Here is a 26,032-nt window from a genome sequence, read left to right as displayed (position 1 = left end):
ATACCAATATATTTACAACATACATCTTTCATCAATAAAAAATGTTACCGCAACTGATTATAATATGAGCTCAATATATGGTTTTAAACTCATCTTTATTATCCGTATAAAGTAACTTAGACCTCTATAAGTAATGCCTGTAATATAATCGATCACCAACCAACTAAAATTGATCTAAATAGTTTTTATTACAAATATTAACGTTGCTAAATAAAAATACTCTCATATACGATATCAATATGATTCTTTTATCATTGATTTTATTGGTTAATTTAACCACATTAAAAAATAATGCACCTAATCAAATTAATAACTAGGTGCATAAAATTTGATGAAGATCAATTAGATATGTTAACAAATCGCGGCTAGTGTAATTTCAACTTGGGTCGTATAATTCGGTTAATACTCCCTACTAACATCATTAAGCCCGTTTTAATATAACCATGTAAAGCTATCTGGTGCATACGATACAAAGAAATATACACAAAACGTGCAATACGCCCTTCGACCATCATATCTCCACGCATCAAATTCCCCATCAAACTGCCCACGGTACTAAAGCGTGATAGTGAGACTAATGAGCCATGGTCTTTATAAACATAATCTTTTAATGGTTTTTCTTTCATCATGGCTAAAATATTGTCATAACAACGACTTGCCATTTGATGTGCAGACTGCGCCCTTGGCGGTACAAAGCCCCCTTCAGGTTTAGCACAAGAGGCGCAATCGCCAATCGCAAAAATCATATCATCGCGTGTAGTTTGCAACGTAGGCTTAACTACCAGTTGATTTATACGATTTGTTTCTAAACCTGCGATGTCTTTCATGAAATCCGGCGCTTTGATGCCAGCAGCCCAAACCATTAGATCAGCAAATACTTTGCCGTCTTGTTTAGTATTCAAACCATCAGCATCAGCGCTAGTGACCATAGTTTTAGTCAATACATTGACACCAAGCTTGTTTAACTCCTGATGCGCAGCGCTAGAGATCCGCGGAGGTAAAGCAGGTAAAATACGCTCCCCAGCCTCAATCAGAGTAACATTGAGAGCATCGGTATCTAGCCCTTTAAACCCATAACTAGTGAGTTGCTCAACTGCATTATATAATTCAGCGGATAGCTCAACACCTGTTGCCCCGCCCCCAACTATGGCAATATTCACTTTTTCTTCTGCATTATCACGTACAGAATAGCGTAAGAACAGGTTTAGCATTTCATCATGAAAGCGATGAGCCTGCTGTGGATTATCTAAGAAAATACAATGTTCTTTCACACCTGGGGTACCAAAATCATTCGACTTGCTTCCCAGTGCCATCACTAAAATATCATATTCAAGCTCACGTAAAGGAACTAATAATTCACCATGTTTATCATATAGCTCACCAAGCACTATTTTTTTATTATCACGGTCAATATTAGTCAATGAACCTAACTGGAAATTAAATGCATTATGGCGCGCATGGGCAAGATAGCTAATCGCATCAACCCCATCATCCAATGAACCAGTAGCAACTTCATGTAACAATGGCTTCCATAAATGGCTTGGATTACGGTCAACGAGTGTGATATGTGCTCGTTTTTTCCGGCCTAATTTGCGCCCTAAACGTGTTGCCAGTTCCAAACCACCGGCACCACCCCCGACGACGATGATTTTTGGTTGAGATAAGGTCATAAATCCCTCGAAACAAAATATATTAATGTTATCTAAGCACTTTTATGATAAAAAACTTAGATAACATTAATTAGCCATGCCTTACACTATGAATGAAATAGAATAACATGACTGGGTAATTGGTAATACCAAATATTGATCCATATCAATTTAGTTGATTATTATGACAACCATCACATTCGTCAAATCATTTTTAACGAGGAATGAATCGAATCAGCTTGAGATCGTTCAAACAGTTAAGTTCACAACGAATTAACGATAATGAGAATTATTATCTCATTGTTTTTGATATAGACGCTACCGTTAATTGTTAACCCAAAGAAAAAGGGTTGAGATAAATGCTGAAACAAAGAAAAAACCCGAAGAGATTAAACACTTCGGGTTTTTAGTTGTTATATCGTTCGATTTAACTAGTTAATTTTTTTGATACGTACATCAGTTGGGACTGAAACTGGTGAGTTATCTTTAAAATAATGCATCAATGCTTCGTTATCAGGCACACTGTAAACACGGTCTTTACCTTGATTAAACGCGCTGAATCGGCTACCACCCGTTGCTAAAAACTCATTGGCTGCAACTCGATAGCTTTTTTTCATGTCTAACGGTTTACCATTTAACTTCATTGATTTTTGAATGACTTTATCACCAACAGGTCGGCTATCATCCCATTCGTAATAAAAACCTTTAGAAACAGGCATTACTTGTGGACGCGCACGATCCCATTGTTGTTCTAACGCCTGTTTGATTTGCTCACCCGTTAAAGATTGAGTCACGACAACATTTGAGAATGGTTGAACAGTAAAAATATCACCATAGGTCAGTTCACCGGCTTTCAGATCAGCACGAATACCACCACTATTCATAAAGGCGATTTGCGCACCACCAGCTTCTTTACTTGAAGCGGCATAGAGTTGACCATCAGCGATAATTTTACCTAATGTAGAGTCACCCGCTGGCAATAATTTTTTGTCTGAACTCTCCGTCAAAGTTCCCATCACTTGTTGTGAAATAGGTAACGCAATTTGTTCATATCTTTGAACAAAAGTCGTTAACTCTGGATTTTTCTCATAACGTTTTGTTTCAACAGGAATATTTTTCGCATTGATGCTAACAATATCTTTTGTATTTCTATCAATTTCAATATTTAACTGAGAAAGCAATGCGCCATTTGATTGTGCAGAAATCACGGTTTTACCATTGATTTCACAATTGTACGCTTGATGCGTATGACCACTGACCACAAAGTCTACAGCGCCATCTAGTTGGTTTACAATATCAACAATTGGGCCTTTGATATTATCACAACGGTTAATATCTTTAACTTTCGTATCAACTTGCTGTGTCGCCCCTTCATGGATCAGAACACCGATGCTATTAATACCTTGTGCCTTCAATAGCTTCACTTGGTTATTAATAGTTTCAACTTCGTTTTTAAACTCTAATCCAGCGGTACCGCTTGGCGTTACAATAGCAGGTGTGCCTTCTAAAGTTAGGCCAATAAACGCCATTGGAATACCATCAAATTCTTTAATGAAATATGATGGGAACAGAGTTTCACCTGTTTCTTTTACAATAACGTTAGCCGCTAAATAGTTAAAATCGGCACCTGCAAATGAGTCTTTACCAACACAACCCGCGGTTGGATGACAGCCACCATTTTGCTTTCTTAATAGCTCTTCTTTGCCTTTGTCAAACTCATGGTTACCAACTGCACTGGTTTCCATGCCTATTGCACTTAATGCTTCAATAGTAGGCTCATCATAGAACATCGATGACAATAATGGGCTTGCACCAACTAAATCCCCTGCACCAACAACAATAGTTTTATCATTCTGCGCTCTTAACTGGTTTACTAAGGTGGCGATTGATTCTATTCCACCTAACTTACCATCTCCTGGCGCTTTTAGTGCGCCATGGAAATCATTGATACCAATGACCTGAACTTTAACCGTATCCGATGTTTTCTGAGCACAACCGGCCAGTAAAGCACCTGAAATTAACAGTGTGAGTAGCCCAATTTTATGTTTCATTTATCTTACCTTTTATTGTAAATTTCACTCTGCTGGCAACTACATTTTGAACCGATAAGTGGTTGTCATTGAACCAGATAAGGAGTGCGCACGGCGTGAATGGCCATCATATAGCTTAGGCGTTGTATAATCGTTCTCTTGGCGGTGATGCCAGCCTAAACCTCCGCTTAATGACACGGATAGGTTTTCAGTTGGTTTCCAATAGCTGAACAGACCCAATTGACCTTGTTTTAACCTTTCACCTTCATATTTAAATTCTGAGTAATTGGTACGAGCACCAACAGAAAGCTCTTTACTTACACGATATTCGGCAGCCATCGCGACCATAGTTTCCCCATCACGAACGTAATCGATATCCGCATAAGCTGGCGAGTTAAAACGACCACGCGTATTACCAATTGGGTTACGTGCGAATTGACCGACACCATTTGCTTTTTTTGCTTGAGTGTAAGTTAAACCAGCGCGGAGTGTCCAAGGTGACTCTGGAATACGCCAGTCAGCGGTTCCTGCATAGTGCCATGCTCGTTTGTCGAAATTACGCTTACCGATAGCATCATTTTTTTCGGTGCGCTTACCATCACTACCATATTCATGATTGTAAATTTGCGTTCCAAGCGTAACATCTGAAGTTAACTTATATTTAGCTTCGAGACCTTGCTGACGAAATAAATCATCTGCCTGCCCATAGAAATAGTGAACAGTCAATGGCTTAGTATTGTAATTAATACCACCAGTGATCACATGATTAACCTTATGTCGTTTACCATTAGCATCAGTAAAATACATAGCATCAATATTTGGACTATCACGACGCATTACTTTTTTGTCGAGATAGAGTAAATCTAGGCTCCAGTCATCAATTGCTGTATTGGTGTAATAACCGCTATAACTGTTTAATGAAAGGCGTTGTGAATTAGTAAAAATACCTTTGTTTTTCAGTGTGAACCAACCCGCTTTACCGTGGAATTGAACAGGGTCAAGGTCGAATTTTACTTTCGCATAACGTTGTCCGATTTTGTTATAGCCTTTAGCGTGACCATCGTCGTTATATAAAATTGCACGGGAGGCGAAGTCTTTACTTGCACCGAGTTTAATACCACCATAGTAAGAAGCATCAAACCCGATTACGTCAGCAAAATAACCTGATTTGAAATCAGCTTGGAAGTTTTGACCCCAAGCGTTAGCAACTTGTTTTCTATAGCGTTGCTCATTTTTATCAAAACGATTTTCGGTTTTTAAGTACTTCCACATGTTACGAGTTGACAGTTCTAACTCAGAATCCGCAATAAATGAATTTTCTTTAATTGTGTTTTCCCAATTGCTAGCATTTGCCATTGCGACTGCTAAACAGCAAGGAGAAAGCATTAATAGCGCAATATTTTTAACTTTCATTGAAATTAACCTAGTTAATGATTATTTGAATTAATTTTATGCTGCGTCATGTAACCATGAACAACAAAACACCATTTTTATTTTTAGCTTAATAAAACAACTTTACTTAAAGTCAAACTGATACATCCCTTTCAAACACATAAGTCAATTTTTAAAATAAAAAATTCAATACAGATATTTCACTGCATTAGTGTTTACTTAATTACCATAAATAAGGCGTTCTACTTATAGTAAAGACCTAATAGCCTTTAATAATTCACTACCATTACTTTACTCAAATTCCGCGTTAATTTTAGTTAAGAAACAATATTTCAGATATTATTTAAACAACCGTTAATACACACGCCACTATATGTTGTGCTTCTATTTTCTTATTTAATAGGCAGAGTCATAGTCTGAGAAATGCTTATCTCAATCAAAGAAACATTATTTAACTTAAAACGCCACCATCCAGTTTATTGTTATTTTTATAATCGATTAGTTATTGCTCTAAATTGTCATAAAAAATTCATAATGTGGATGCTAACGTAATTTTACGTCAATTAAAACGATCACTGTCACAACACGTTACATAAATTGCATTATTTAAACCAACTAATAGTGATTAAGATCACACTTGTTTTGGTGTTTATTTATCACTGTAAGCATTACTGACAATAAAGATGAGGGGACATTTGATAGCGCAGTACACCGTGAATAGTTAAAAAATAGACATTGTCCCTAAATAACCTTTAGATACTGATTAAAAAAAACTCATATGCATAGATTTTTTTAATACTTGTATAATTAATTTACTGTTAATTTATCTAGACATGAAAAATTTGAATAAAACTGTTTTTTTATACATTAAAATTAATGTTAATAATATTACAAAAAAGATAAGAGTATTTAAGCATTAGGGTTAATCGGTTTTATCTAGCTATCCACTAATTTAAATTTATCTTAACTTTTATCATTAATAGCTATTATCACTTTCTTTTTACTTATAGGCGCTCTCACCAAAAGAAAGTGATACATAAGACAAATATCCGGCTGTTTATATTGAAAAAACACCTAGCAATATCAATATATGTATCCATTACAAATAAACTATGGATTATTATATTGAGTTGACCTTTAAAAGACTACAGCTTAAATGAATAGAATAATTAATTATTCTTTTGAATGTAACCATTATGCTAGATAATTTACCATCACATTTTTAATATAATAATATGATGATTTAATCATTATATTAATAACGTTACGGGTAACTTTCAAAGTGGTTATACTTCCCTTTCATACTACTTATACGTCGTTATTTTTCACTTCAATGCGTATTTATGCAAAATAGCCGGTAAATAGTTTAATTTACCGGCTATATTTTATTCACCTTAATGTTATTGACGGTGTGCTTGCCATCTTTGGTGTAAATCCACTAATTGCCGATGACTTTCTTGCCAACGAGCCAACCCTTGTAACTCGGTCAAACTGTATTGACGGCCACTGTGATATAACTTAGAGGCTTGGCTATCATGCTGTTTAGGTAAGTTATCAAGTACACTTACCGCACCTTCGCGGTTATTGCACACCAAAACCATATCACACCCAGCATTTAAAGACGCTTGTGCTCTTTCTGGATAGCTCCCCATAATTGCTGCCCCTTCCATCGATAAATCATCAGAGAAAATGACACCATTAAAACCAAGCTGTTCCCGTAGCACTGATTTTAACCAAAATGGCGAACCACTCGCAGGGCGTTCATCAGCTTGAGTGTAAATGACATGCGCTGGCATAATTGCATCAAGTAATTCACGTTGGATAAAATCTTTAAAAATCGACATATCTTTACCTCGGATAGTTTCCAATGTACGGTCATCACGAGGTGTTTCTTTATGCGAATCAGCTTTAACTGCACCATGCCCAGGGAAATGTTTCCCTGTTGTCTTCATCCCCGCACTGTGCATTCCTTTAATAAAACGTTCTGCCATCATCATTGCCATTTCAGGATCTTTATGGAACGAACGCTCCCCAATCGCGATACTTTGATGGCCAAGATCCAACACTGGGGCAAAACTAATGTCAATATCCATCGCTATCATTTCTGCTGCCATTAACCACCCCGCTTCTTGTGCCAACTTAGCACCGTCCATAGGGTTATTTAGCTCAGCAAAAGCCTGTGCCGAAGGTAGCGCGGTAAAACCATCACGAAAGCGTTGTACTCGCCCACCTTCTTGGTCAACAGCAACCAGCAGACGGTGCCTTGACGCATCACGTATTTGGCGCACAAGCTCTCGTAATTGTGCAGCATCATGAAAGTTACGGGTAAATAAAATCAAGCCCCCCACTAATGGGTGAGCCAATATTTCACGCTCTTCGTTATCTAATTCATAACTTTGAACATCCAGCATTATCGGACCCATAACATGCCTCACTTATTTAACTAAATCAAAAATTATTCGTTGATAACTTTATTATCAACCCAACAAACCGAAGTAGTGGCGTAATGACTGCGAGTGTACCAAAAAATGCGATAATTGACTTTTATTCCACTGCACTTCATACCACATTAACGTCATATATTTTACCCATGGTTCCCATAACTGGCAGTGCTGAGCTAATTGTTGTTTATCCCGATAAGCACTTCGCACATCACAGTATTGCATGAGAAAAAAATGACGCTGTTTATCTGTCAGACTATTAAATTGAAAATAGGTTTCTAACGAAAATGCAATATCAGTATTTGCGGCATATTCCCAATCCAATAGCATTAACTCCCCTGTATGAGTACTAATGATATTTTTAGGATGAACATCCATATGTGCAGGGGCCAACTTCAACGTTTTTGGCAATGCAGTAGAAAGGAAATGACGATGTAGTTTTTTCCAACGTGGTGACAAACGTTTGGTATCAACCAAATAACCATAATGCGCAATTTCATCGCGCAGTTGCAAGCGGTAGCCGAATAGTGCGCTGCAATGTAATTGTGCAAGCGTATTTGCTAGTTGGCATTGAAAATGAGCGGATAAAAATGTGGATGGGCCCGGATGCAAGCCTTCACACCACGCCAACAATAACCATTGAGCGTTATAACCAACGACAGTCGGTGCAAATGTGTATGGTTGCAATTGTCTTAATATACGCGCTTCTCTCCGGCGATCCACATATAGACAAGACTGAGTCTCACCATTAGCACGAGCCACTAATTTAAGTGTGCGATTAGACTGCACACACTGCAATAAATAACTCCCGCCTGACAACCCTGTTAACGGCGTTATTTCCCAGTGACTTGATTTAATCTCTGGGAAATAGGTAGATAACAGCGTAATAAGTGACTGTCTGTTAATCAATACTGTGCTTTCCAGTCCAAATAATTTCGCCTGTTTGCACTTCCATTAGTTGCATTTCAAGACTCTTATCTTTATTTGAACCTGACATAACACTGTAAATCACGTAATCAGCTTGTACATAACGCCCTAGACCAATCGCCTTACTACGCGTCACTAAGCTATCTTCTTGTGATAAACCTAATGTTTTACGTGCAGAACTTACCACACTTTGAGGGACTACTTTGAAACGATTGGTATTTTCAACTGCGCTAGCCATTGTTGATGTAATAGTCTGTACAGGCAATGAGCCATTCGTATTGTTTTTCACTGAATCAACTAATAACACTTTGCCACTTTCCACGCCATCCGCAGCAACCATTTGGCCAACCAAAGGTGTTATCGATGCAGCCCAATCAGTTGTTTGCTGTTTTGGCGGTGTCGGAACGACATCCGTTGGCGGTGGTGTCACTTCTGGTGGTTGATCCGGCTCAACAGGAACAATCGGTGGTTGTGTTCCCGGCTGTTGAGGTGGATATGATGGGCAACCTGCTAAGATTAAAGCTGCTACCGCAACCATTAAGATCCGTTTCATTGTTTTTCTCCGGCCTTAGGTGATAAAAACACATGGACACGCACATTGCTAGCGCGTGATGAGGAGGTCATGGCTTGAATAGTTTCTGTTGAATTCGCTGCAATTTGCTGATGTAAGATACTCGAAGTATCCACCTTCAACCCTTGTTTATCGTACCAATATAAACGATACGCAATCTCTACGGCATCAGGCTGCAAATTACTCATACTAAGCGTGGCAACAGTTTGGTGGTTTTCAACACTAATCACGGGGGACTCAACAATGACCCCTTGGGCTAAAACTGCTGGTTCCATAATAACGCGCTGCTGCTCATTAAAAACTAACCCTTGAGGTTTGTTATTTAAACAGCCAGTTAATAACACAGCCATCAGCCCAAGTATTACTATGCGGTTCATTGTATGAGCCCCTTCCTATTATGATTTAGCCAATAAAGGTCCTAATGGGCGACCACCCACTAAATGCATATGAATATGGAATACCTCTTGTCCAGAATGCTCATTGCAATTCATAATCAAACGATAGCCATTTTCAGCAATGCCTTCTTCTTTGGCAATTTTAGCTGCCACCGTAAATAAACGCCCTAACGCCAGTTCGTCATCCACCGTCACATCGTTTACTGTGGGGATTAATTTATTGGGGATAATTAAAATATGTGAAGGCGCTTGTGGCGATATATCACGAAATGCCGTGACAAGCTCATCTTGGTAAACGACATCCGCAGGGATTTCGCGACGAATGATTTTACTAAAAATTGTTTCTTCTGCCATATCAATTCCCTTACTAATCCAATAGTTAGTTTATATATTGTTAACAAGTTACCCGTTATTCGAGCCAACATTCAAATGAAATAAACGATTGAAATTTTGTGTTGTAATTTCAGCCATTTGTTCAACGCTAACCCCTTTCAGCACCGCCATGTATTCAGCCACATCACGTACGTATGCAGGCTGATTTTCTTTTCCACGATGCGGTACTGGGGCCAAATATGGGGAGTCTGTTTCGACCAAGATTCTATCTAGGGGCACAATACGCGCCGCTTCTCTGATTTGTTCAGCATTGCGGAATGTCACAATCCCTGAAAATGAAATATACATTCCTAAATCGAGCAATTCGCTAGCTGTCGCTTTGTCTTCAGTGAAACAGTGTAATACCCCACCACACTCACTAACTTGTTCTTCACGTAAAATTGTTAGCGTATCCTTTTGCGCAGCACGCGTATGTACGATCACGGGTTTATTTACTGCTCGGCCGATACGGATATGCTGACGAAAAGACTCTTGCTGCAATGCAGCATTCTCTTGTTGATAGTAGTAATCAAGCCCTGTCTCACCCAGTGCCACAACCTCAGGGCCGGCGGCTAATTGTGCTAAGCGCTCAAAGTCATAGCCTTCGTCTAAATTAAGTGGATGAATACCACATGAAAAAGCAATATTGTCACGTAACCCAATGAGCTTTTTCATCTGTTCAAAACCGGGCAGCGTTGTTGCCACGGCAAGCATGAAACGGACATCACGAGCCGATGCCTTAGCGATAACATCATCGACATTAGTGTGTAATTTTTCATAATCTAAACAGTCGAGATGGCAGTGTGAATCAACAACAAACATATTTAACTCTTTTTAAAATGAAGGTGAAGCCAATAAGGCTTCCCATTGTAATAATTGATTGGTCAGAATAAGTTCCTGATTAAGCGCAGGAACTGTCAATAATTGATAACGACAATGTAGCCACTGTTCATAAGCCTCCAATAATTGAGAACGGTTCATGGTACTGGCCAATTGCATAACTTGTGCAAGATGATCTTGGTTAATACAAAACGTTGTCGCACCTTGCTGTACTTTAACTGCATCGGAAAGTAAGGTTAATAACCAACTTAGGGCAGCTGAAGCTTCTTCAATATTCAATCGTGGCAATAAACTTAGCATATCCCGCGTTTGTAATGCTGTAGAGATACTTTGGCATAATGCATTCCGTTTTTGCCAAAGATGTTCTTCTAACAGAGCCAGAGCGGCTACTGGAGCACCTTGACAAAGTTTCAATGCGGTTATTGCGTGATCAACAACTACATTTGGCTGTTGTTTTTGTAACCAATACAACGCAATTTGTGGGTCAGGAGCTGGCAAAAAATGACTTAAACAACGGCTACGAGTTGTGGCAAGTAAATTCTCTGGTTTGTCACTACTTAATAGAAAATAAGTGTCTTTTGCAGGCTCTTCCAGCGTTTTTAGTAACGCATTCGCCGCAGCATCAGTGAAAGCTTCAATTCTAGGAATATACACCACTTTATTGCCACCTTGTTGAGAATGACTACTCAAGGTTTCAATTAATTTCCTAACAGCATCAACACTGACCGTTGATTTACCTTTTTCAACGTCAATAACATGATAATCGGGGTGTGTTCCTGCTAGCATTAATCTGCAGCTATGGCACTTCCCACAACTTTTCAGCCCTTCACGCTCTTGGCAAATAAGCCAACGACTAATACCATAGCAAAGTGCATCGGCCCCATTTCCAGGCAAAGAATGAAGTAGTAAGGCATGGTGCCCTCGCCCACTTTGATAGTTCGCTATAATTTGCCGGTAAGGTTCATTTAACCAAGGATACCAATTCATGTTATTAACACCTTACTTTTTGCCTATCATTATTTAGCTAGCCATTGGGTCAGTGTTTGGCGAATATCATATTGTACTTGCTCAATATTTTGGCTCGCATCAACCGTCAGTATTGTTTCATCTTCCGCTGCCAGTTCAAGGTAGCGGTGACGGGTCCTTTCAAAAAAGGCTAACGATTCTTTTTCGATTCTATCTAACTCACCGCGGGACCTTGCACGTTGTAAGCCCAATTCTGGCGATAAATCAAGATACAAGGTTAATGATGGTTTAAACTCACCAAGTACCAAATCACGTAACGACTTCATTAACTGGTGGTCGATTTCCCTTCCGCCGCCTTGGTACGCCTGTGATGACAAATCATGGCGGTCACCAACAACCCATTTACCTGCGGCTAAAGCCGGTTTAATCACTGTTTCAATGAGTTGAACTCGCGCTGCATATAACATTAATAACTCAGCTTTATCAGTGACTTTATCGCCTTCAATCCCTTGTTTGATCAGCTCTCGTAGCTTTTCGGCTAGTGGCGTCCCACCTGGTTCCCGAGTGAAAACGATATCCGTAATACCCGCCTGATTAAGTGTATCTACCACCGTATTGATTGCAGTCGTTTTGCCTGCACCTTCTAATCCTTCAATAACAATAAATTGATTTTTCATTTTTTTATCATTTTTGCTGTTCAAATTGGCGATAAACTTTGACCGCCCGATTGTGTTCATTCAAGTTGCGACTAAAAGTATGACCGCCTTTACCATCTGCGACAAAATAGAGGTAATCCGTTTTAGCTGGGTGCGCAGCCGCTTTTATTGATGCCAAACTTGGCATTGCTATCGGTGTTGGCGGCAACCCATCAATTTTATAAGTATTGTACGGTGTGTAATTGTCTAAATCACTACGATAAATCTTACCATCATACTTATCACCTAGGCCGTAAATAACTGTTGGGTCGGTTTGTAAGCGCATATTTTTCTTCAAACGATTAACAAACACCGATGCAACTTGCGACCTTTCACTCTCTACACCGGTTTCTTTTTCAATAATTGAAGCCATAATCAGCATTTCATAAGCATTTTTATAAGGTAGGTCTCTATCTCGCCCTTGCCATTCTTCTTCAAGGCTACTTTGCATGCGCTTATATGCACGCTTTAAAATTTCCGTATCTTTTGTCCCCGCCGTATATAAATAGGTGTCAGGGTATAACCACCCTTCTAGTGTACCTTCACCTTTGAACCCGATAAACGCATGAAGTTCTGCTGGTGTCATCTCTGTCGATGTATGTTCTAAGTAAGGGGCATCACGTAAAATGTTACCCCAATCATTCAATCGGTTACCTTCAATAAAACGAATAGAAAATTGAGCTTCTTTACCGCTAACCACTAACGATAATAATTGTTCTACGGTCATGTCAGGTTGTAAACGGTATGTCCCCGCTTTTAATTGAGCGAGTTCCGGCCGTAATTTTAATAACCATTGAAACTCATTCCCCTGCTCAATCATATTTTCTTTGACTAGCAAGGCTTCAAATGCAACTCGCCCGGTCCCTGTAGGAACCGTTAAAATTTTCTCTTGAGTCAAGTTAATGGGGGTTTTCGCATAGTTCATGACTTGACGATATTGTAAATATACGGCAACGGCTACAACAGCAGTAAGAGTCACAGTAATCAGAATGATTTTTTTGGCTAATTTCATTTATTGACCATTTCAATAAGTGTTTAGGTAATAGTGATATAGTTTTTAGATACTAGATTTTGCAGCGCAAAAAGAGATACTCAAATAATTCACGCGACATGAATTGTAATGGCGACTGCCCTTTGCTTAACTGAATGCTTTGTACAGGTAACACTGGCATCAATGCATTACAAATAATCACTTCATCACAATAATTCAAAATAGAGGCAAACCGCTCAACTTCTTGAAAATGGTACTGACTATCTTGCAGTAGTGCTATGATCTTTTGTCTCATTAATCCATTCACACCACAATGAGATAATTTTGGGGTGTAGACTGTTTGACCAACCCGCCAAAAGACATTGGCACTGCAACATTCAACGATAACGCCGTTGGTATCAAGTACGATGGCCTCATCCGCGTTATACTCATCAATTTCTTGTCTGATAAGAACTTGCTCTAACCGGTTGAGGTGTTTCATACCTGCTAATAATGGGCTACGTGCCAATGGGATCTCACTTAAGATTAACGCAGCCCCTTTACATTGTAGTTGAACATAGTTTTGTGGAAAGGAAGAAACACTGACAATCACTGTTGGTGAATTAAAGCCTCTAGAACTATAACCCCGCCCCCCTGCACCACGGCTAATTATCACCTTTAGCACCAGTTCATCTTCTACTTGCTGCGCGCAAATATGCAATAAATGCTGTTTCAGCATACCCCAGTCAGGCTGAGTTATTTTCAACCGCTGGCTGTCATGCTGCAAACGTGCAATGTGCTCATCTAACATTTTAGCTTGCTGATTAACGACATGTACGGTCGTAAAGCAGCCGTCCCCAAAAGAGACTGCACGATCAGTTACGCTTATTTGCTGGCAAACTTGCCCATTAACCCAATATGACATTGATAATACTTATAATAAAAGCTGATAAATCAGACAGTAAACAAGATGAGTCATCATAAACTAAAGCGAATGGCTGTGCAAAGAGATGGGCAAAATAAAGCCCTAGTCACTTTCAGCGACTAGGGCTAATTAATAACGGTGATAGATTATTTACTCGCCGTGATAACGACGGAAAATCAATGAACCGTTTGTACCACCAAAACCAAATGAGTTACACAGAGCATACTCCATGTTCTCAACCTTGCGTGCATGACCTGGGACAAAGTCCAGTTTGCATGCTTCATCTGGGTTATCCAGATTAATGGTTGGTGGAACAGTTTGATCACACAATGATAAGATGGTAAAGATTGACTCAATAGCACCCGCTGCACCTAAAAGATGCCCTGTCATGGATTTGGTTGAGCTAACGAGTACATCAGTACCCTCACCAAATACAGACACAACAGCCTGTGCTTCGGCTAAGTCACCCGCAGGTGTCGAAGTACCGTGAGCATTAATATACCCTACGTCACTTGCTTGAATACCTGCATCTTTCAGTGCGTTTTCCATTGCAAGCGCTGCGCCTTCCCCATTTTCTGGAGGCGAAGTCATATGGTAGGCATCACTGCTCATCCCAAAGCCTGCAATTTCGGCATAAATTTTCGCACCACGCGCTTTGGCATGTTCATATTCTTCAAGAATAATGATACCTGCACCATCACCAAGAACAAAACCATCACGGTCTTTATCCCAAGGGCGACTTGCTGCTTGTGGGTCATCATTACGAGTTGATAACGCTCTTGCTGCGCCAAAACCCGCAACACCAAGCGGGGTTGTTGCTTTTTCAGCACCGCCTGCAACCATTACTTCTGCATCACCATAAGCAATCATACGCGCCGCATGACCAATATTATGCACACCCGATGTACAGGCTGTAGCAATAGAAATACTGGGACCACGGAAACCGTACATAATACTTAAATGACCAGCCACCATATTAATGATGGTTGACGGTACGAAGAATGGGCTAACTTTTCTAGGACCACCGTGTAATAGAGATTCACAGTTATCCTGAATTAACCCTAACCCACCAATACCAGAACCAATCGCTGCACCAATCCGAGTAGCATTGGCTTCTGTTACTTCCAACCCTGCATCTTTAAAGGCCTGAAAGCCTGCTGCGATACCGTATTGGATAAATGGGTCCATTTTTTTCGCATCTTTACGAGAGATGCCAAAATCTTCGTAATTGAAATCTTTTACTAAGCCAGCAAATTTAGTTGCGTGGTTAATAGTATCAAAATGCTCAATTAGGCTGATACCACTCTGTCCGTCACAAACAGCTTTCCATGATGACTCAACTGTGTTGCCGACAGGAGATAACATGCCCAGTCCGGTTACGACTACACGACGCTTAGACACGTATTTCCTCCAAGGAGGGAAAAGTTACAAAGGAAACATAGGCGATCGAGTGATCGCCTAGATAAGTTTTCGTACAATTATTTAGATGCGTTGCCGACGTAATCCAACGCTGCCTGTACTGTTGTGATCTTTTCAGCTTCTTCGTCAGGGATTTCGCAATCGAACTCTTCTTCTAGAGCCATAACCAGCTCAACTGTGTCAAGAGAATCAGCGCCCAAGTCATCAACAAATGAAGCTGTATTTACAACTTCTTTCTCTTCAACACCCAGTTGTTCAACGATGATTTTCTTAACGCGTTCTTCGATAGTGCTCATACTATTAAAATTCCTATCAAAACTCGCTTTCGCGATGGTTTTCGTAGTTTATGAAATACAGGAAAAGATACAACCCAATCCCGACTGTTGGAACCATTATTTTGCATTATTTAGCGTTGGATAACACTAATAATGCAAATAGTTCCATCATTTCTTTAGATCATGTACATGCCACCATTGACATGCAATGTTTCACCTGTGATGTAAGCCGCTTCGTCAGAAGCTAAAAACGCTACAGCACTGGCAATTTCTTGTGCATCACCCAGTCTATCAGCAGGAACCTGAGATAAAATGCCTGCACGCTGTTCATCTGTCAATGCTTTAGTCATATCAGTTTCGATAAAACCAGGTGCAACGACGTTGACAGTAATACCACGAGAAGCGATTTCACGAGCTAATGATTTACTAAAACCAATCAGCCCAGCTTTCGCTGCCGCGTAGTTTGTTTGCCCCGCATTTCCCATCACCCCAACAACAGATGCGATAGAAATAATACGACCATAACGTTTTTTCATCATGGCACGCAAAACGGATTTAGACAAACGGTAAACGGATGAAAGATTGGTGTCAATAACATCTTGCCATTCATCATCTTTCATACGCATCAATAGGTTATCACGTGTGATACCTGCATTATTAATCAAAATGTCAATTTCACCAAATTCTTTACGGATCTTGGTCAAAGTTTCTTCGATTGATGCTGCATCAGTCACGTTTAACGCTAAACCTTTACCTTTACCATCAAGGTAAGCGGTAATAGCTTCTGCGCCTTTTTCGCTTGTTGCTGTCCCAATAACAGTTGCACCGCGTGCGATTAAGGTTAAAGCTATCGCTTTACCTATCCCACGGCTAGCACCTGTTACCAGTGCAATTTTTCCTTCAAAGCCCATGTCTTCCTCAGCTATTTTCTAAAGCAGTGCTCAATGATACAGGATCATTGATTGCTACGGCAGTTAAATTAGAGACAATTCGCTTGGTAAGACCAGTCAATACTTTACCCGGCCCTACTTCGATAAGGTGTTCAACACCTTGATCTGCCATCAATTCTACTGTTTCCGTCCAACGGACTGGATTATACAGCTGACGGACTAAAGCATCACGAATATTTTGCGCCGATTGCTCTATTTTAACATCAACATTGTTGATAACTGGATAGTCTGGCTCACAAAAATCAATTTTTTCTAACGCATCGGCTAATTTATCAGCAGCAGGCTTCATTAATGCACAGTGAGAAGGAACACTCACAGATAATGGCAATGCACGTTTTGCTCCTGCTTCTTTACATGCAGCCCCTGCACGTTCTACTGCAGCTTTTTCACCGGCGATAACGACTTGCCCAGGTGAATTAAAATTAACCGGAGAAACAACTTGGCCTTGTGCAGATTCTTGACAAGCTTTTTTAATGGATTCGTTATCTAAACCGATAATGGCATACATCGCACCCGTCCCTTCAGGAACAGCTTCTTGCATTAATTTGCCACGTAATTCAACAAGTTTAATTGCTTGTTTAAAATCAATAACCCCTGCGCAAACCAACGCGGAGTATTCACCTAAGCTATGACCCGCCATAATCGCTGGCATCGCACCATTTTTGTCTTTCCAAACACGGAAGATAGCCACGGATGCGGCTAACAATGCGGGCTGAGTCTGCCATGTTTTATTTAATTCTTCTTCTGGCCCATTTTGTACTAGTGCCCAAAGATCGTAACCCAATGCTTCCGATGCTTCAGCGAATGTCTGCTCAACTAGCTGATTTTCCTCAGCCAGTGCCGCTAACATACCTAAAGACTGAGAACCCTGTCCGGGAAATACCATAGCAAATTGTGTCATGTCTATTTTCTCAGTTAATTAAAAACGAACTAATGCAGAGCCCCAAGTGAAACCACCACCAAAGGCCTCTAAAAGCACCAGTTGACCACGTTGAATACGGCCATCTCGAACCGCTTCATCCAAAGCGGTTGGAACTGATGCTGCAGAAGTATTACCATGACGGTCAAGGGTGACAACAACTTTATCCATTGTCATATCTAACTTTTTAGCCGTCGCAGATATAATTCTTAAATTTGCTTGATGTGGCACTAACCAATCAAGTTCTTCTTTTGCAATACCACTTTCAGTCAATGTTTCATCAACAATATGGGCTAATTCGCGCACTGCAACTTTAAATACTTCATTACCCGTCATCGTTAAATACGCTGGGTCTTCAGAACAGCGACTGCGGTTAGGTAATGTTAATAAATCACCATAACGACCATCCGCATGCAGATGAGTAGAAATAATACCCGGCTCTTCAGATGCACCAATAACCACAGCCCCTGCTGCATCACCGAATAAAATAATAGTACCACGGTCTTCAGGGTCTAATGTTTTTGATAATGCATCAGCGCCAATCACCAAGGCTTTCTTCGTCATACCTGTTTTGACAAACTGATCCGCAATGCTGATTGCATAAGTAAAACCAGCACAAGCTGCGGCGACATCAAAAGCAGCGCAATCATTAATACCTAACAGTTGCTGTATTTGGCAAGCTGCGCTTGGAAAGGCATGCGTCGCTGATGTTGTTGCAACAATAATCAAGCCTATTTCAGCCGCCTCAATTTGAGCCATTTCTAGCGCATTTTTTGCAGCATGTAACCCCATCACTGAGACACTTTCGTCTTCGTTTGCAATTCTTCTTTCGTGTATTCCAGTGCGTGTCACAATCCACTCATCAGAAGTATCAACCATTTTCTCCAGATCAGCATTGGTGCGCACTTGCGCTGGCAAGTAGCTGCCTGTTCCTAAGATTTTACTGTACATAGCCATAGGTTATTGATCACTCCTGGGTAAAACAATATTTAGTCGCGCTGTTATTCTTTCTGGGACTTGCTTTTCAACAGCTTGTACTGCGCGGTCAATTGCGGCTTTAAAAGCGCCTTCATTCGCTGCACCATGACTCTTGATGACAATACCTTTTAATCCTAACAGAGTCGCACCATTATACTGGTCGGGGTTCATATCCCCAAAACGCTTCATTAAACGTTTTTTTAGCCATTTTTTCGCCAGTTGCATCAACCAACTGCGTTTTTTATTTTGATCACTTGATGATTTTATCAATGAAAGGATCACTCGGATGACACCTTCCATTGTTTTTAAAGAGACGTTACCTGCGAAGCCGTCACATACTAATACATCAGTTTTGCCTGTCAGTAATTCATTACCTTCTACATAACCAATATAGTTAATTGACGTTGTTTCTTTTAACACGGAGGCGGCTTCGCGGATATTATCTAGCCCCTTGCTCTCTTCTTCGCCAATATTGAGCAAAGCGACTCTAGGTTTAGAAATATTGACCACTTCTTCGGCCATAACTGAACCCATTACAGCAAATTGCACTAACATATCACTACTACAATTGACATTAGCGCCTAAATCAAGCACAACCGTTTGGCTTTTTTGCTGATTAGGTAAGATGGTCATTAACGCAGGACGTTCAATGCCGTCTATCGACTTTAACATCAATTTAGCTAACCCCATCAGTGCACCAGTATTGCCTGCACTCACGCACGCTTGTGCCTGCCCAGTTTTTACCAACTCCAAAGCCACTCGCATTGACGTCCCCTTACTTTGTCTTATGGCATTCGATGGCTTAGCATCATTTGCGATAACACCGTCCGCAGGGATTATTTCGACACGCGAAAGTTGCTCTGCACGACATTGTGCAAGCAAAGGTTGAATGGCATCGGGTTGACCGACTAGCAGTAATTTTAGCGCTGGATTAGATGCCAGTGCCTGCAATGCAGCAGGCACCGTGACGCGGGGACCAACATCCCCGCCCATAGCATCTAACGCAATGGTTAGATTAGCCAAGGTAACAACAAATTACTTGCTGATAACCTTACGGCCACGGTAGTAACCATCTGCAGTCACGTGGTGACGCAGGTGAGTTTCACCGGAAGTTTTATCTACAGAAACTAGGGTAGCAGTCAGTGCATCATGTGAACGACGCATACCGCGTTTTGAACGAGTTGGTTTATTCTGTTGTACGGCCATTGACCTTACTCCTTAAGTACTTTTCTTTAAACTGGCTAATACGGCAAATGGGTTTGGTTTTTCTGCCTCAGGAGGCAGTTCGCCAAAGACCATATCCGCTTCGGACACTTCACAGTGTTCAGAATCATGAACCGGAACCACTGGTAAGGAAAGAATTATTTCATCTTCTATCATTCCCAGCAAATCTATTTCACCAAATTCATCAATTTGAATTGGCTCGTAGAGCTCCGGTAATGCTTCGGCCTTTTCGTCATTGACGACAGGACTAAAACAATACGATACGTAGACATGATGCTTGAAATCAGTTCTGCAACGTTGACATTTTAAGGTGACATCCACTTGGGATTTCCCCTCAATGACAGTCAAACGCTGATTATCAATTTTAAATGATAATTCGGTTTCTACATCACTATCTACACTGACTACTGATTCGGCAATACGTGTAACTTGCTCAGGTGTATAACTCCCGACATAGTCGAGGTTTTTCTGAGCTGCACGCTGCGCATCGATAGTCAGGGGTAATTTTACCTTTTGCATAAGGCGCGCATATTAACTTTGTAATGAGCTATAGTCAAAGAAAAAGGCGGGGTAAACTCGCCTTTTCACCAAAAAATCGCAGGTTTTGCGTTTTATAGTTTAAAATGAGTTAACCCTTTTGGCTACGAGTTTCGAGAAAAATCATGAAATCGATTATTTTGGCGTCAACTTCAGAGTTCCGACAAACCTTGCTAAAAAAATTAGGATTACCTTTTTTAGCGGTTCCACCTAACATTGATGAATCGCCTATTTTACATGAGTCGGCTCAAGAACTGGTCATGCGGTTAGCCCATGCAAAAGCCGCCGCTTTAGCGAACCAATACCCACAACACCTCATCATTGGTTCCGACCAAGCCTGTGTCATTGATGGAAAAATAGTTGGCAAACCTCATAGCTTTGATAACGCCTTCAAACAATTACAAGCCGCATCAGGAAATAAAATTACCTTTTATACTGGTTTATGTTTACTTGATACTGAAATAGGTAAGTTTGATGTGCAATGTGAATTGTTCGATGTCTATTTTCGCCAACTAACGGATGACGAAATCACTCATTATTTGCATAAAGAAGAACCTTTCCAGTGTGCTGGTAGTTTTAAATCTGAAGGATTGGGCATTGCTTTGTTTGAACGGCTCGAAGGAAGAGACCCTAATACATTAATCGGGTTACCTATCATATTGTTATTAGAAATGTTGAGAAAGTGCGGTGTTAACCCCCTAAGCGATTAACTAAATAGAGCATGGCGCAGTGACAGGGGTTCACTCTCTGTCACTGCCAAAACTATTAAATTGCTGTTTTACGGTTACGCAACACTTTTAAGCAACGGGTTAACCCTGCATCCATAGGTGCCTGTAAGCGCATTTCTTCCCCTGTATTTGGGTGTGTGAATTTCAGCGCACTGGCGTGCAGAAATAAACGGTTTAAACCTGTATCCGCCAATTGGCTATCAAATTGCCTGTCACCATAGCGGTCATCAAATGCAATGGGATGCCCCGCGTATAAAGTATGTACACGGATTTGGTGAGTACGCCCTGTCACTGGGCTAGCCTTAATTAAGGTTGCATTTTCAAAGCGCTCTTCAACTTTAAAACGCGTTTCTGAAGGCTTACCTTCACTGTTAACTTTTACTACTCGCTCACCACTTTGGAGGATATTTTTTAGTAGCGGCGCTTGAACGACCTTAGTATGCGACTGCCAATTTCCTCGAACTAGCGCTAAATAATCTTTTTGCATTTGCTTTAAGCGCAATTGTTCGTGTAATGCCCTAAGGGCTGAGCGTTTTTTGGCCACCAATAGAATACCTGATGTATCCCTATCAAGGCGATGAACTAACTCAAGAAAACGAGCTTCTGGGCGTAGCGCTCTAAGCCCTTCAATCACCCCAAAACTGAGCCCACTTCCGCCATGTACCGCCGTTCCAGAAGGTTTGTTCAGCACTAAGATATAATCATCTTCAAATAAAATACAATCAGCAAGCGCTGCCACTTTCCCTAATTTAGCTGATACTGGCGCTGTTTCACGCTCAGCAACCCTAACTGGCGGTACGCGAACTTGGTCCCCTTCCAGCAATTTATATTCTGGTTTTATCCGCCCTTTGTTAACACGCACTTCCCCTTTACGGATAATGCGATAAATCATACTTTTTGGCACACCTTTGAGTTTGGTGAGCAAAAAATTGTCGATGCGTTGCCCAGCTTCGTCATCGCTGATCTCAATAAATTGAACTTGGTTTTGTATATTCATTCGGGAATGCGTTAACTCTAATTGATTAAAATATGCTCTTATTCGCTCTCTCTATCATACCGACTCCACAAAATTTTTTATCTTTTTTTTTAATTTGTCTATTTTCTGGCTGATTTATCCTATTTCTAAATAAAATTTCCATATAACTTCCGTATCGACTTGCTATAATGTCTATGGCAATGGAATAATACGAAGTCGCCGAAATGTTTAAAAAACGAAAATTGGCGTTATATAGGATTTCTTATTTGATGACGTAACAATGCAGCAATGGCGTAAGACATTTAGCAACATCAAATAAATTAGCGAGCAACGAATTTTAGCTTATTGGGTTAGGAACTTCCGTTTTCAATAACATACGGCATCCTGATTAAGAACGCTGAATTTTTAATCTAAAAATCAGGTTCACCGAATACTGCGCGTCTCTATACGAACGACTGCCGCGAGGCAGACGGTTTTGTAAAAATCACGAGGCCATCGGTTTACAGTAGCTCATTCTTTCGCTGCTCTTTATTTAAAGAAAATAATTGAGTAAGTAATAACATGAAAAGAATGCTAATAAACGCAACTCAACAGGAAGAGTTGCGTGTTGCCCTTGTTGACGGGCAACGTCTTTATGATCTGGATATCGAAAGTCCAGGTCATGAGCAAAAAAAGGCCAATATTTACAAAGGTAAAATCACCCGCATTGAACCCAGTCTTGAAGCCGCATTTGTTGACTACGGCGCTGAAAGGCACGGTTTCCTTCCTATCAAAGAAATCGCTCGTGAATACTTCCCAAGCAACTACCACTCTCAGGGCCGTCCTAACATTAAAGATGTGTTAAAGGAAGGCCAAGAAGTTATTGTCCAAGTTGATAAAGAAGAACGAGGCAATAAAGGTGCAGCACTAACGACCTTTATTAGTTTGGCTGGGAGCTATTTAGTTTTAATGCCAAATAACCCTCGCGCAGGGGGGATTTCCCGTCGTATTGAAGGTGAAGACCGTACAGAACTTAAAGAAGCTTTATCTTCTTTAGAAATTCCAGACGGTATGGGGTTAATTGTCCGTACTGCAGGTGTAGGCAAATCAGCAGAATCACTGCAACAAGATTTACTTTATCGCTTACGCCATTGGGATGCTATCCAAAAAGCGGCTGAAAACCGCCCTGCACCGTTCCTTATTCATCAAGAAAGTAACGTTATTGTTCGTGCGTTCCGTGATTATCTACGCCCTGACATTGGTGAAATTCTTATTGATAACCCGAAAGTGGTCGAAATGGCTCGTAACCATATTGAAGCTATCGGTCGCGGTGATTTCGCCAGCAAAATTAAACACTATAGTGGTGATGTTCCTTTATTTAGCCATTATCAAATCGAGTCGCAAATTGAGTCTGCATTCCAACGTGAAGTTCGTTTGCCTTCAGGTGGCGCATTAGTCATCGATACGACTGAAGCATTAACCGCTATCGATATCAACTCCTCACGGTCAACCCGTGGCGGTGATATCGAAGAAACTGCATTCAATACCAACTTAGAAGCGGCTGATGAGATTGCTCGCCAGCTACGTCTACGTGACTTGGGCGGTTTGATTGTCATTGACTTTATCGATATGACACCGGTTCGCCATCAGCGTGAAGTTGAAAATCGTCTACGTGAAGCCGTGCGACAAGACCGTGCGCGCATTCAAATTGCACGTATTTCTCGTTTCGGTTTACTGGAGATGTCACGTCAACGTTTGAGCCCTTCTCTTGGTGAGTCAAGCCATCACGTCTGCCCTCGTTGCATGGGGACAGGGACAATTCGTGATAACGAGTCACTATCGTTGTCTGTGCTTCGTCTTATTGAAGAAGAAGCCTTAAAAGAGAATACCCATGAAGTACACGCGATTGTGCCAGTCCAAATCGCGTCTTATCTACTAAACGAAAAACGCAAAGCAGTCAGTGATATTGAACAGCGCCAAAGCCATGTGCGTGTGGTGATTGTCCCTAATGACCAAATGCAAACGCCTCACTTCCATGTGATCCGTATTCGTAAAGGCGAAGAAGTTAACACTCTAAGCTACAATTTAGCGCAATATCATGAGACAGAAACGTTAAATCAAATTGATGAAACGACTGCAGAGCGTAAACTTCCTGAGCAACCAGCGATTTCGGCTTTTGCCCTGCAAGAACCTGTCGACATGCCTGCGGTGAAACCTAAAGAAACCGTTTCAAAAACCCCAGCAAAACCCGTGACAACAGAGCAGGCAACGCCAGGCTTATTCAGTAAAATTGCGGCCTTCTTCAAGAAGCTATTTGGTGAGGAAGAAGAAAAGGTGGTTGAGAAACCAGCACCGAAACCTCGCAATAATAATGACCGCCGCCGTAATAACGATCGTCGTCGTAACAATGATCGCCGTAATAATAACCGTCGTGACCGCGATGATAATGAAAATCGCGAAACTCGTGACAATCGCGACAATCGCAATAATCGTAATGCGACTGCGGATGAAACCAACAATCGTAATAAAGGCCGTAATAATAAAAATACGAGCCAACAAGATGAGCAAACAACTGATAGCAACAATCGCGATAATCAGCAACAACGTCGTGAGCAACGTGCAGAGCGTCGTCGCCGTCAGGACGAAAAACGTCAGCAGCAAGCTGCAAAAGCACAACAAGATGCTCAACAAGATAACGTCGAAAATGTTGCGGAGAAAGAGGAACAACAACGCCCTGTTACACCTCGTCGCCAACGTCGCCAGTTATCACAGAAAATCCGTGTTACCGATAACGACCAAGTTGTAGATTCGGTTGAAACATCACAGGAAGTGGTGGCTACGCAACCTCTTGCCGCATTGCCTGTCGTTGTAACGCCTGTCAATCAGTCTGAAGGTGAAGTTAAAACAGAAGACCTGCAAGGCGTAAACACTCATGCAGATGACGAAGAAAAGCAAGACACCATCATTCCTCGTCGTTCACGTCGTTCGCCACGCCACTTACGCGTAAGTGGGCAACGTCGTCGTCGCTACCGTGATGAGCGTCATTTGAATAAGTCGCCAATGCCATTAATCGCTGCGGTTGCCTCACCTGAACTAGCATCAGGTAAAGTATTTATTCATTATCCTATCGCCCAACCACAACAAGAAGGTATGGCGATCATTACTAATGAAGAAATGCTGGAACAACAAAGTGTTGATGAAGCCTCTTCGGCTGAAAAAACAAAAATGACAGCGTCACAACCAGAGGTTATTGTTCCTGCTGTAACGGCTACCGCTGTTGAGGTTACTCAGGTAGAAGTATCAGAAACGGTTGCATCCCCTGTTGTGGAAGCTGAAGTTAAAGCCCCTGCCGATGAACAACCAGTAGAAGCAGTACCTGTTGAGATTGAGGCCGTTGAAGTGACTCAATCTGAAAACACACTAACTGAAACTACAGCAATCGTCGAGAAAGCGCCTGAAACAACAGAGCAAGTGATTGAGTCTCCTGTTGAATCTGTTGTTAAGTCAGAAACAACTGAGCTCGTTGTAGAAGAAGCTCCCGCTCAAACTGAAGCTGTTGATGAAACTGTGACTCAATTCGTTGAAGAAACATCAACGTCTGAGGTTATCGTTGAGACAGCAAAAGAGCCCGTAATAGTTAAAGAGGTTGAACCCGTTAAGGTCACCGAATCAACTGTTGTCGCTGTAAGCTTACATAAACGCCATGCGTATTCACCAATGACTAAAGCGCCTGCCCCTGAAACTTCGGGTGCGCCATTTGAAATTAAAGAATACCTACGCGATGCCTCAACCTTTGAAGGTAAAGGTGGCGCAGGTGGCCATGTTGCTTCAAACGTCGCAACCTCTGAAATGGCAAAACCTGCTGATTTCTAAG

The 26,032-nt window shown here is 41.0% G+C and carries 24 protein-coding genes; 2 read left to right on the top strand and 22 right to left on the bottom strand.

Annotation, left to right across the window (positions count from 1 at the left end; all coding sequences use genetic code 11):
* Window positions 1-365: 365 nt before the first annotated feature.
* The 21 genes from M1F14_RS12380 to yceD all read right to left on the bottom strand — a co-directional run bounded on the left by M1F14_RS12380 (window position 366) and on the right by yceD (window position 20,457).
* Window positions 366-1,670, bottom strand: coding sequence for an NAD(P)/FAD-dependent oxidoreductase (locus M1F14_RS12380; protein WP_042843456.1), 1,305 nt, complete (start codon window positions 1,668-1,670; stop codon window positions 366-368).
* A gap of 410 nt (window positions 1,671-2,080) precedes the next feature.
* Window positions 2,081-3,700, bottom strand: coding sequence for a bifunctional UDP-sugar hydrolase/5'-nucleotidase (locus tag M1F14_RS12375; protein ID WP_129466064.1), 1,620 nt, complete (start codon window positions 3,698-3,700; stop codon window positions 2,081-2,083).
* Window positions 3,701-3,739: 39 nt separating this feature from the next.
* Entirely contained in the window at window positions 3,740-5,092 is a 1,353-nt protein-coding gene (locus tag M1F14_RS12370; RefSeq protein WP_042843454.1) for an OprD family outer membrane porin, read from the bottom strand.
* Between the two features lie 1,379 nt (window positions 5,093-6,471).
* A complete protein-coding gene (gene nagZ / locus M1F14_RS12365; RefSeq protein ID WP_042843453.1) occupies window positions 6,472-7,494 on the bottom strand; it encodes a beta-N-acetylhexosaminidase in 1,023 nt (340 codons plus the stop codon).
* A gap of 54 nt (window positions 7,495-7,548) precedes the next feature.
* Entirely contained in the window at window positions 7,549-8,421 is an 873-nt protein-coding gene (locus tag M1F14_RS12360) for a phosphotransferase (protein WP_042843452.1), read from the bottom strand.
* Window positions 8,414-8,992, bottom strand: a complete 579-nt coding sequence (gene lpoB / locus M1F14_RS12355; RefSeq protein ID WP_042843451.1) for a penicillin-binding protein activator LpoB — start codon at window positions 8,990-8,992, stop codon at window positions 8,414-8,416. The genes M1F14_RS12360 and lpoB overlap by 8 nt, the downstream gene beginning before the upstream one ends.
* Window positions 8,989-9,387 carry a YcfL family protein gene (locus tag M1F14_RS12350; RefSeq protein ID WP_042843449.1) on the bottom strand — a complete coding sequence of 133 codons (399 nt, stop codon included), beginning with the start codon at window positions 9,385-9,387 and terminating at the stop codon, window positions 8,989-8,991. Before M1F14_RS12350 ends, lpoB begins: the two co-directional genes overlap by 4 nt.
* 18 nt (window positions 9,388-9,405) lie before the next feature.
* Window positions 9,406-9,759, bottom strand: coding sequence for a purine nucleoside phosphoramidase (gene hinT, locus M1F14_RS12345; RefSeq protein WP_042843448.1), 354 nt, complete (start codon window positions 9,757-9,759; stop codon window positions 9,406-9,408).
* A 48-nt stretch (window positions 9,760-9,807) separates the two neighbouring features.
* Window positions 9,808-10,599 carry a metal-dependent hydrolase gene (locus tag M1F14_RS12340; protein WP_042843447.1) on the bottom strand — a complete coding sequence of 264 codons (792 nt, stop codon included), beginning with the start codon at window positions 10,597-10,599 and terminating at the stop codon, window positions 9,808-9,810.
* A 12-nt stretch (window positions 10,600-10,611) separates the two neighbouring features.
* On the bottom strand, window positions 10,612-11,604 hold the full coding sequence (gene holB, locus M1F14_RS12335; protein ID WP_042843446.1) for a DNA polymerase III subunit delta': 993 nt from the start codon (window positions 11,602-11,604) through the stop codon (window positions 10,612-10,614).
* Window positions 11,605-11,633: 29 nt separating this feature from the next.
* On the bottom strand, window positions 11,634-12,260 hold the full coding sequence (tmk, locus tag M1F14_RS12330; RefSeq protein WP_181468564.1) for a dTMP kinase: 627 nt from the start codon (window positions 12,258-12,260) through the stop codon (window positions 11,634-11,636).
* Between the two features lie 7 nt (window positions 12,261-12,267).
* Window positions 12,268-13,290, bottom strand: a complete 1,023-nt coding sequence (mltG, locus tag M1F14_RS12325) for an endolytic transglycosylase MltG (protein ID WP_042843444.1) — start codon at window positions 13,288-13,290, stop codon at window positions 12,268-12,270.
* Between the two features lie 52 nt (window positions 13,291-13,342).
* Window positions 13,343-14,173, bottom strand: a complete 831-nt coding sequence (pabC, locus tag M1F14_RS12320; protein WP_166685754.1) for an aminodeoxychorismate lyase — start codon at window positions 14,171-14,173, stop codon at window positions 13,343-13,345.
* Window positions 14,174-14,323: 150 nt separating this feature from the next.
* Window positions 14,324-15,574 carry a beta-ketoacyl-ACP synthase II gene (gene fabF / locus M1F14_RS12315; RefSeq protein ID WP_042843442.1) on the bottom strand — a complete coding sequence of 417 codons (1,251 nt, stop codon included), beginning with the start codon at window positions 15,572-15,574 and terminating at the stop codon, window positions 14,324-14,326.
* Window positions 15,575-15,651: 77 nt separating this feature from the next.
* Window positions 15,652-15,888 (bottom strand): acyl carrier protein, encoded by a 237-nt coding sequence (acpP, locus tag M1F14_RS12310; RefSeq protein WP_042843441.1) that lies wholly within the window; start codon window positions 15,886-15,888, stop codon window positions 15,652-15,654.
* 155 nt (window positions 15,889-16,043) lie between these two features.
* Window positions 16,044-16,778 carry a 3-oxoacyl-ACP reductase FabG gene (gene fabG / locus M1F14_RS12305; RefSeq protein ID WP_048607423.1) on the bottom strand — a complete coding sequence of 245 codons (735 nt, stop codon included), beginning with the start codon at window positions 16,776-16,778 and terminating at the stop codon, window positions 16,044-16,046.
* Window positions 16,779-16,785: 7 nt separating this feature from the next.
* Window positions 16,786-17,718 carry an ACP S-malonyltransferase gene (fabD, locus tag M1F14_RS12300; RefSeq protein ID WP_071548162.1) on the bottom strand — a complete coding sequence of 311 codons (933 nt, stop codon included), beginning with the start codon at window positions 17,716-17,718 and terminating at the stop codon, window positions 16,786-16,788.
* An 18-nt stretch (window positions 17,719-17,736) separates the two neighbouring features.
* Entirely contained in the window at window positions 17,737-18,687 is a 951-nt protein-coding gene (locus M1F14_RS12295) for a beta-ketoacyl-ACP synthase III (RefSeq protein WP_042844304.1), read from the bottom strand.
* Between the two features lie 9 nt (window positions 18,688-18,696).
* Window positions 18,697-19,737, bottom strand: a complete 1,041-nt coding sequence (gene plsX / locus M1F14_RS12290; protein WP_071548163.1) for a phosphate acyltransferase PlsX — start codon at window positions 19,735-19,737, stop codon at window positions 18,697-18,699.
* A gap of 12 nt (window positions 19,738-19,749) precedes the next feature.
* Window positions 19,750-19,920, bottom strand: a complete 171-nt coding sequence (gene rpmF / locus M1F14_RS12285; protein ID WP_006660802.1) for a 50S ribosomal protein L32 — start codon at window positions 19,918-19,920, stop codon at window positions 19,750-19,752.
* Window positions 19,921-19,932: 12 nt separating this feature from the next.
* On the bottom strand, window positions 19,933-20,457 hold the full coding sequence (gene yceD, locus M1F14_RS12280; protein WP_048607428.1) for a 23S rRNA accumulation protein YceD: 525 nt from the start codon (window positions 20,455-20,457) through the stop codon (window positions 19,933-19,935).
* 143 nt (window positions 20,458-20,600) lie between these two features.
* Here yceD and M1F14_RS12275 point away from each other — a divergent pair, with 143 nt between their 5' ends.
* Window positions 20,601-21,185: a nucleoside triphosphate pyrophosphatase gene (locus tag M1F14_RS12275; protein WP_181468565.1), complete on the top strand. Its 585-nt coding sequence runs from the start codon at window positions 20,601-20,603 to the stop codon at window positions 21,183-21,185.
* 55 nt (window positions 21,186-21,240) lie between these two features.
* On the opposite strand, the gene rluC is transcribed toward M1F14_RS12275, so the two are convergent.
* Window positions 21,241-22,200 carry a 23S rRNA pseudouridine(955/2504/2580) synthase RluC gene (gene rluC / locus M1F14_RS12270; RefSeq protein WP_071548165.1) on the bottom strand — a complete coding sequence of 320 codons (960 nt, stop codon included), beginning with the start codon at window positions 22,198-22,200 and terminating at the stop codon, window positions 21,241-21,243.
* A gap of 540 nt (window positions 22,201-22,740) precedes the next feature.
* On the opposite strand from rluC, the gene rne reads away from it, so the two are divergent.
* Window positions 22,741-26,031, top strand: coding sequence for a ribonuclease E (gene rne, locus M1F14_RS12265; RefSeq protein WP_181468566.1), 3,291 nt, complete (start codon window positions 22,741-22,743; stop codon window positions 26,029-26,031).
* Window position 26,032: the final 1 nt, after the last annotated feature.

Source organism: Providencia sp. PROV003 (assembly GCF_045040775.1).
Taxonomy (GTDB): Bacteria; Pseudomonadota; Gammaproteobacteria; order Enterobacterales; family Enterobacteriaceae; genus Providencia; species Providencia huashanensis.
Note: the sequence above shows the minus strand (reverse complement) of the source record. Positions and strands in the feature narration are given on the sequence as shown.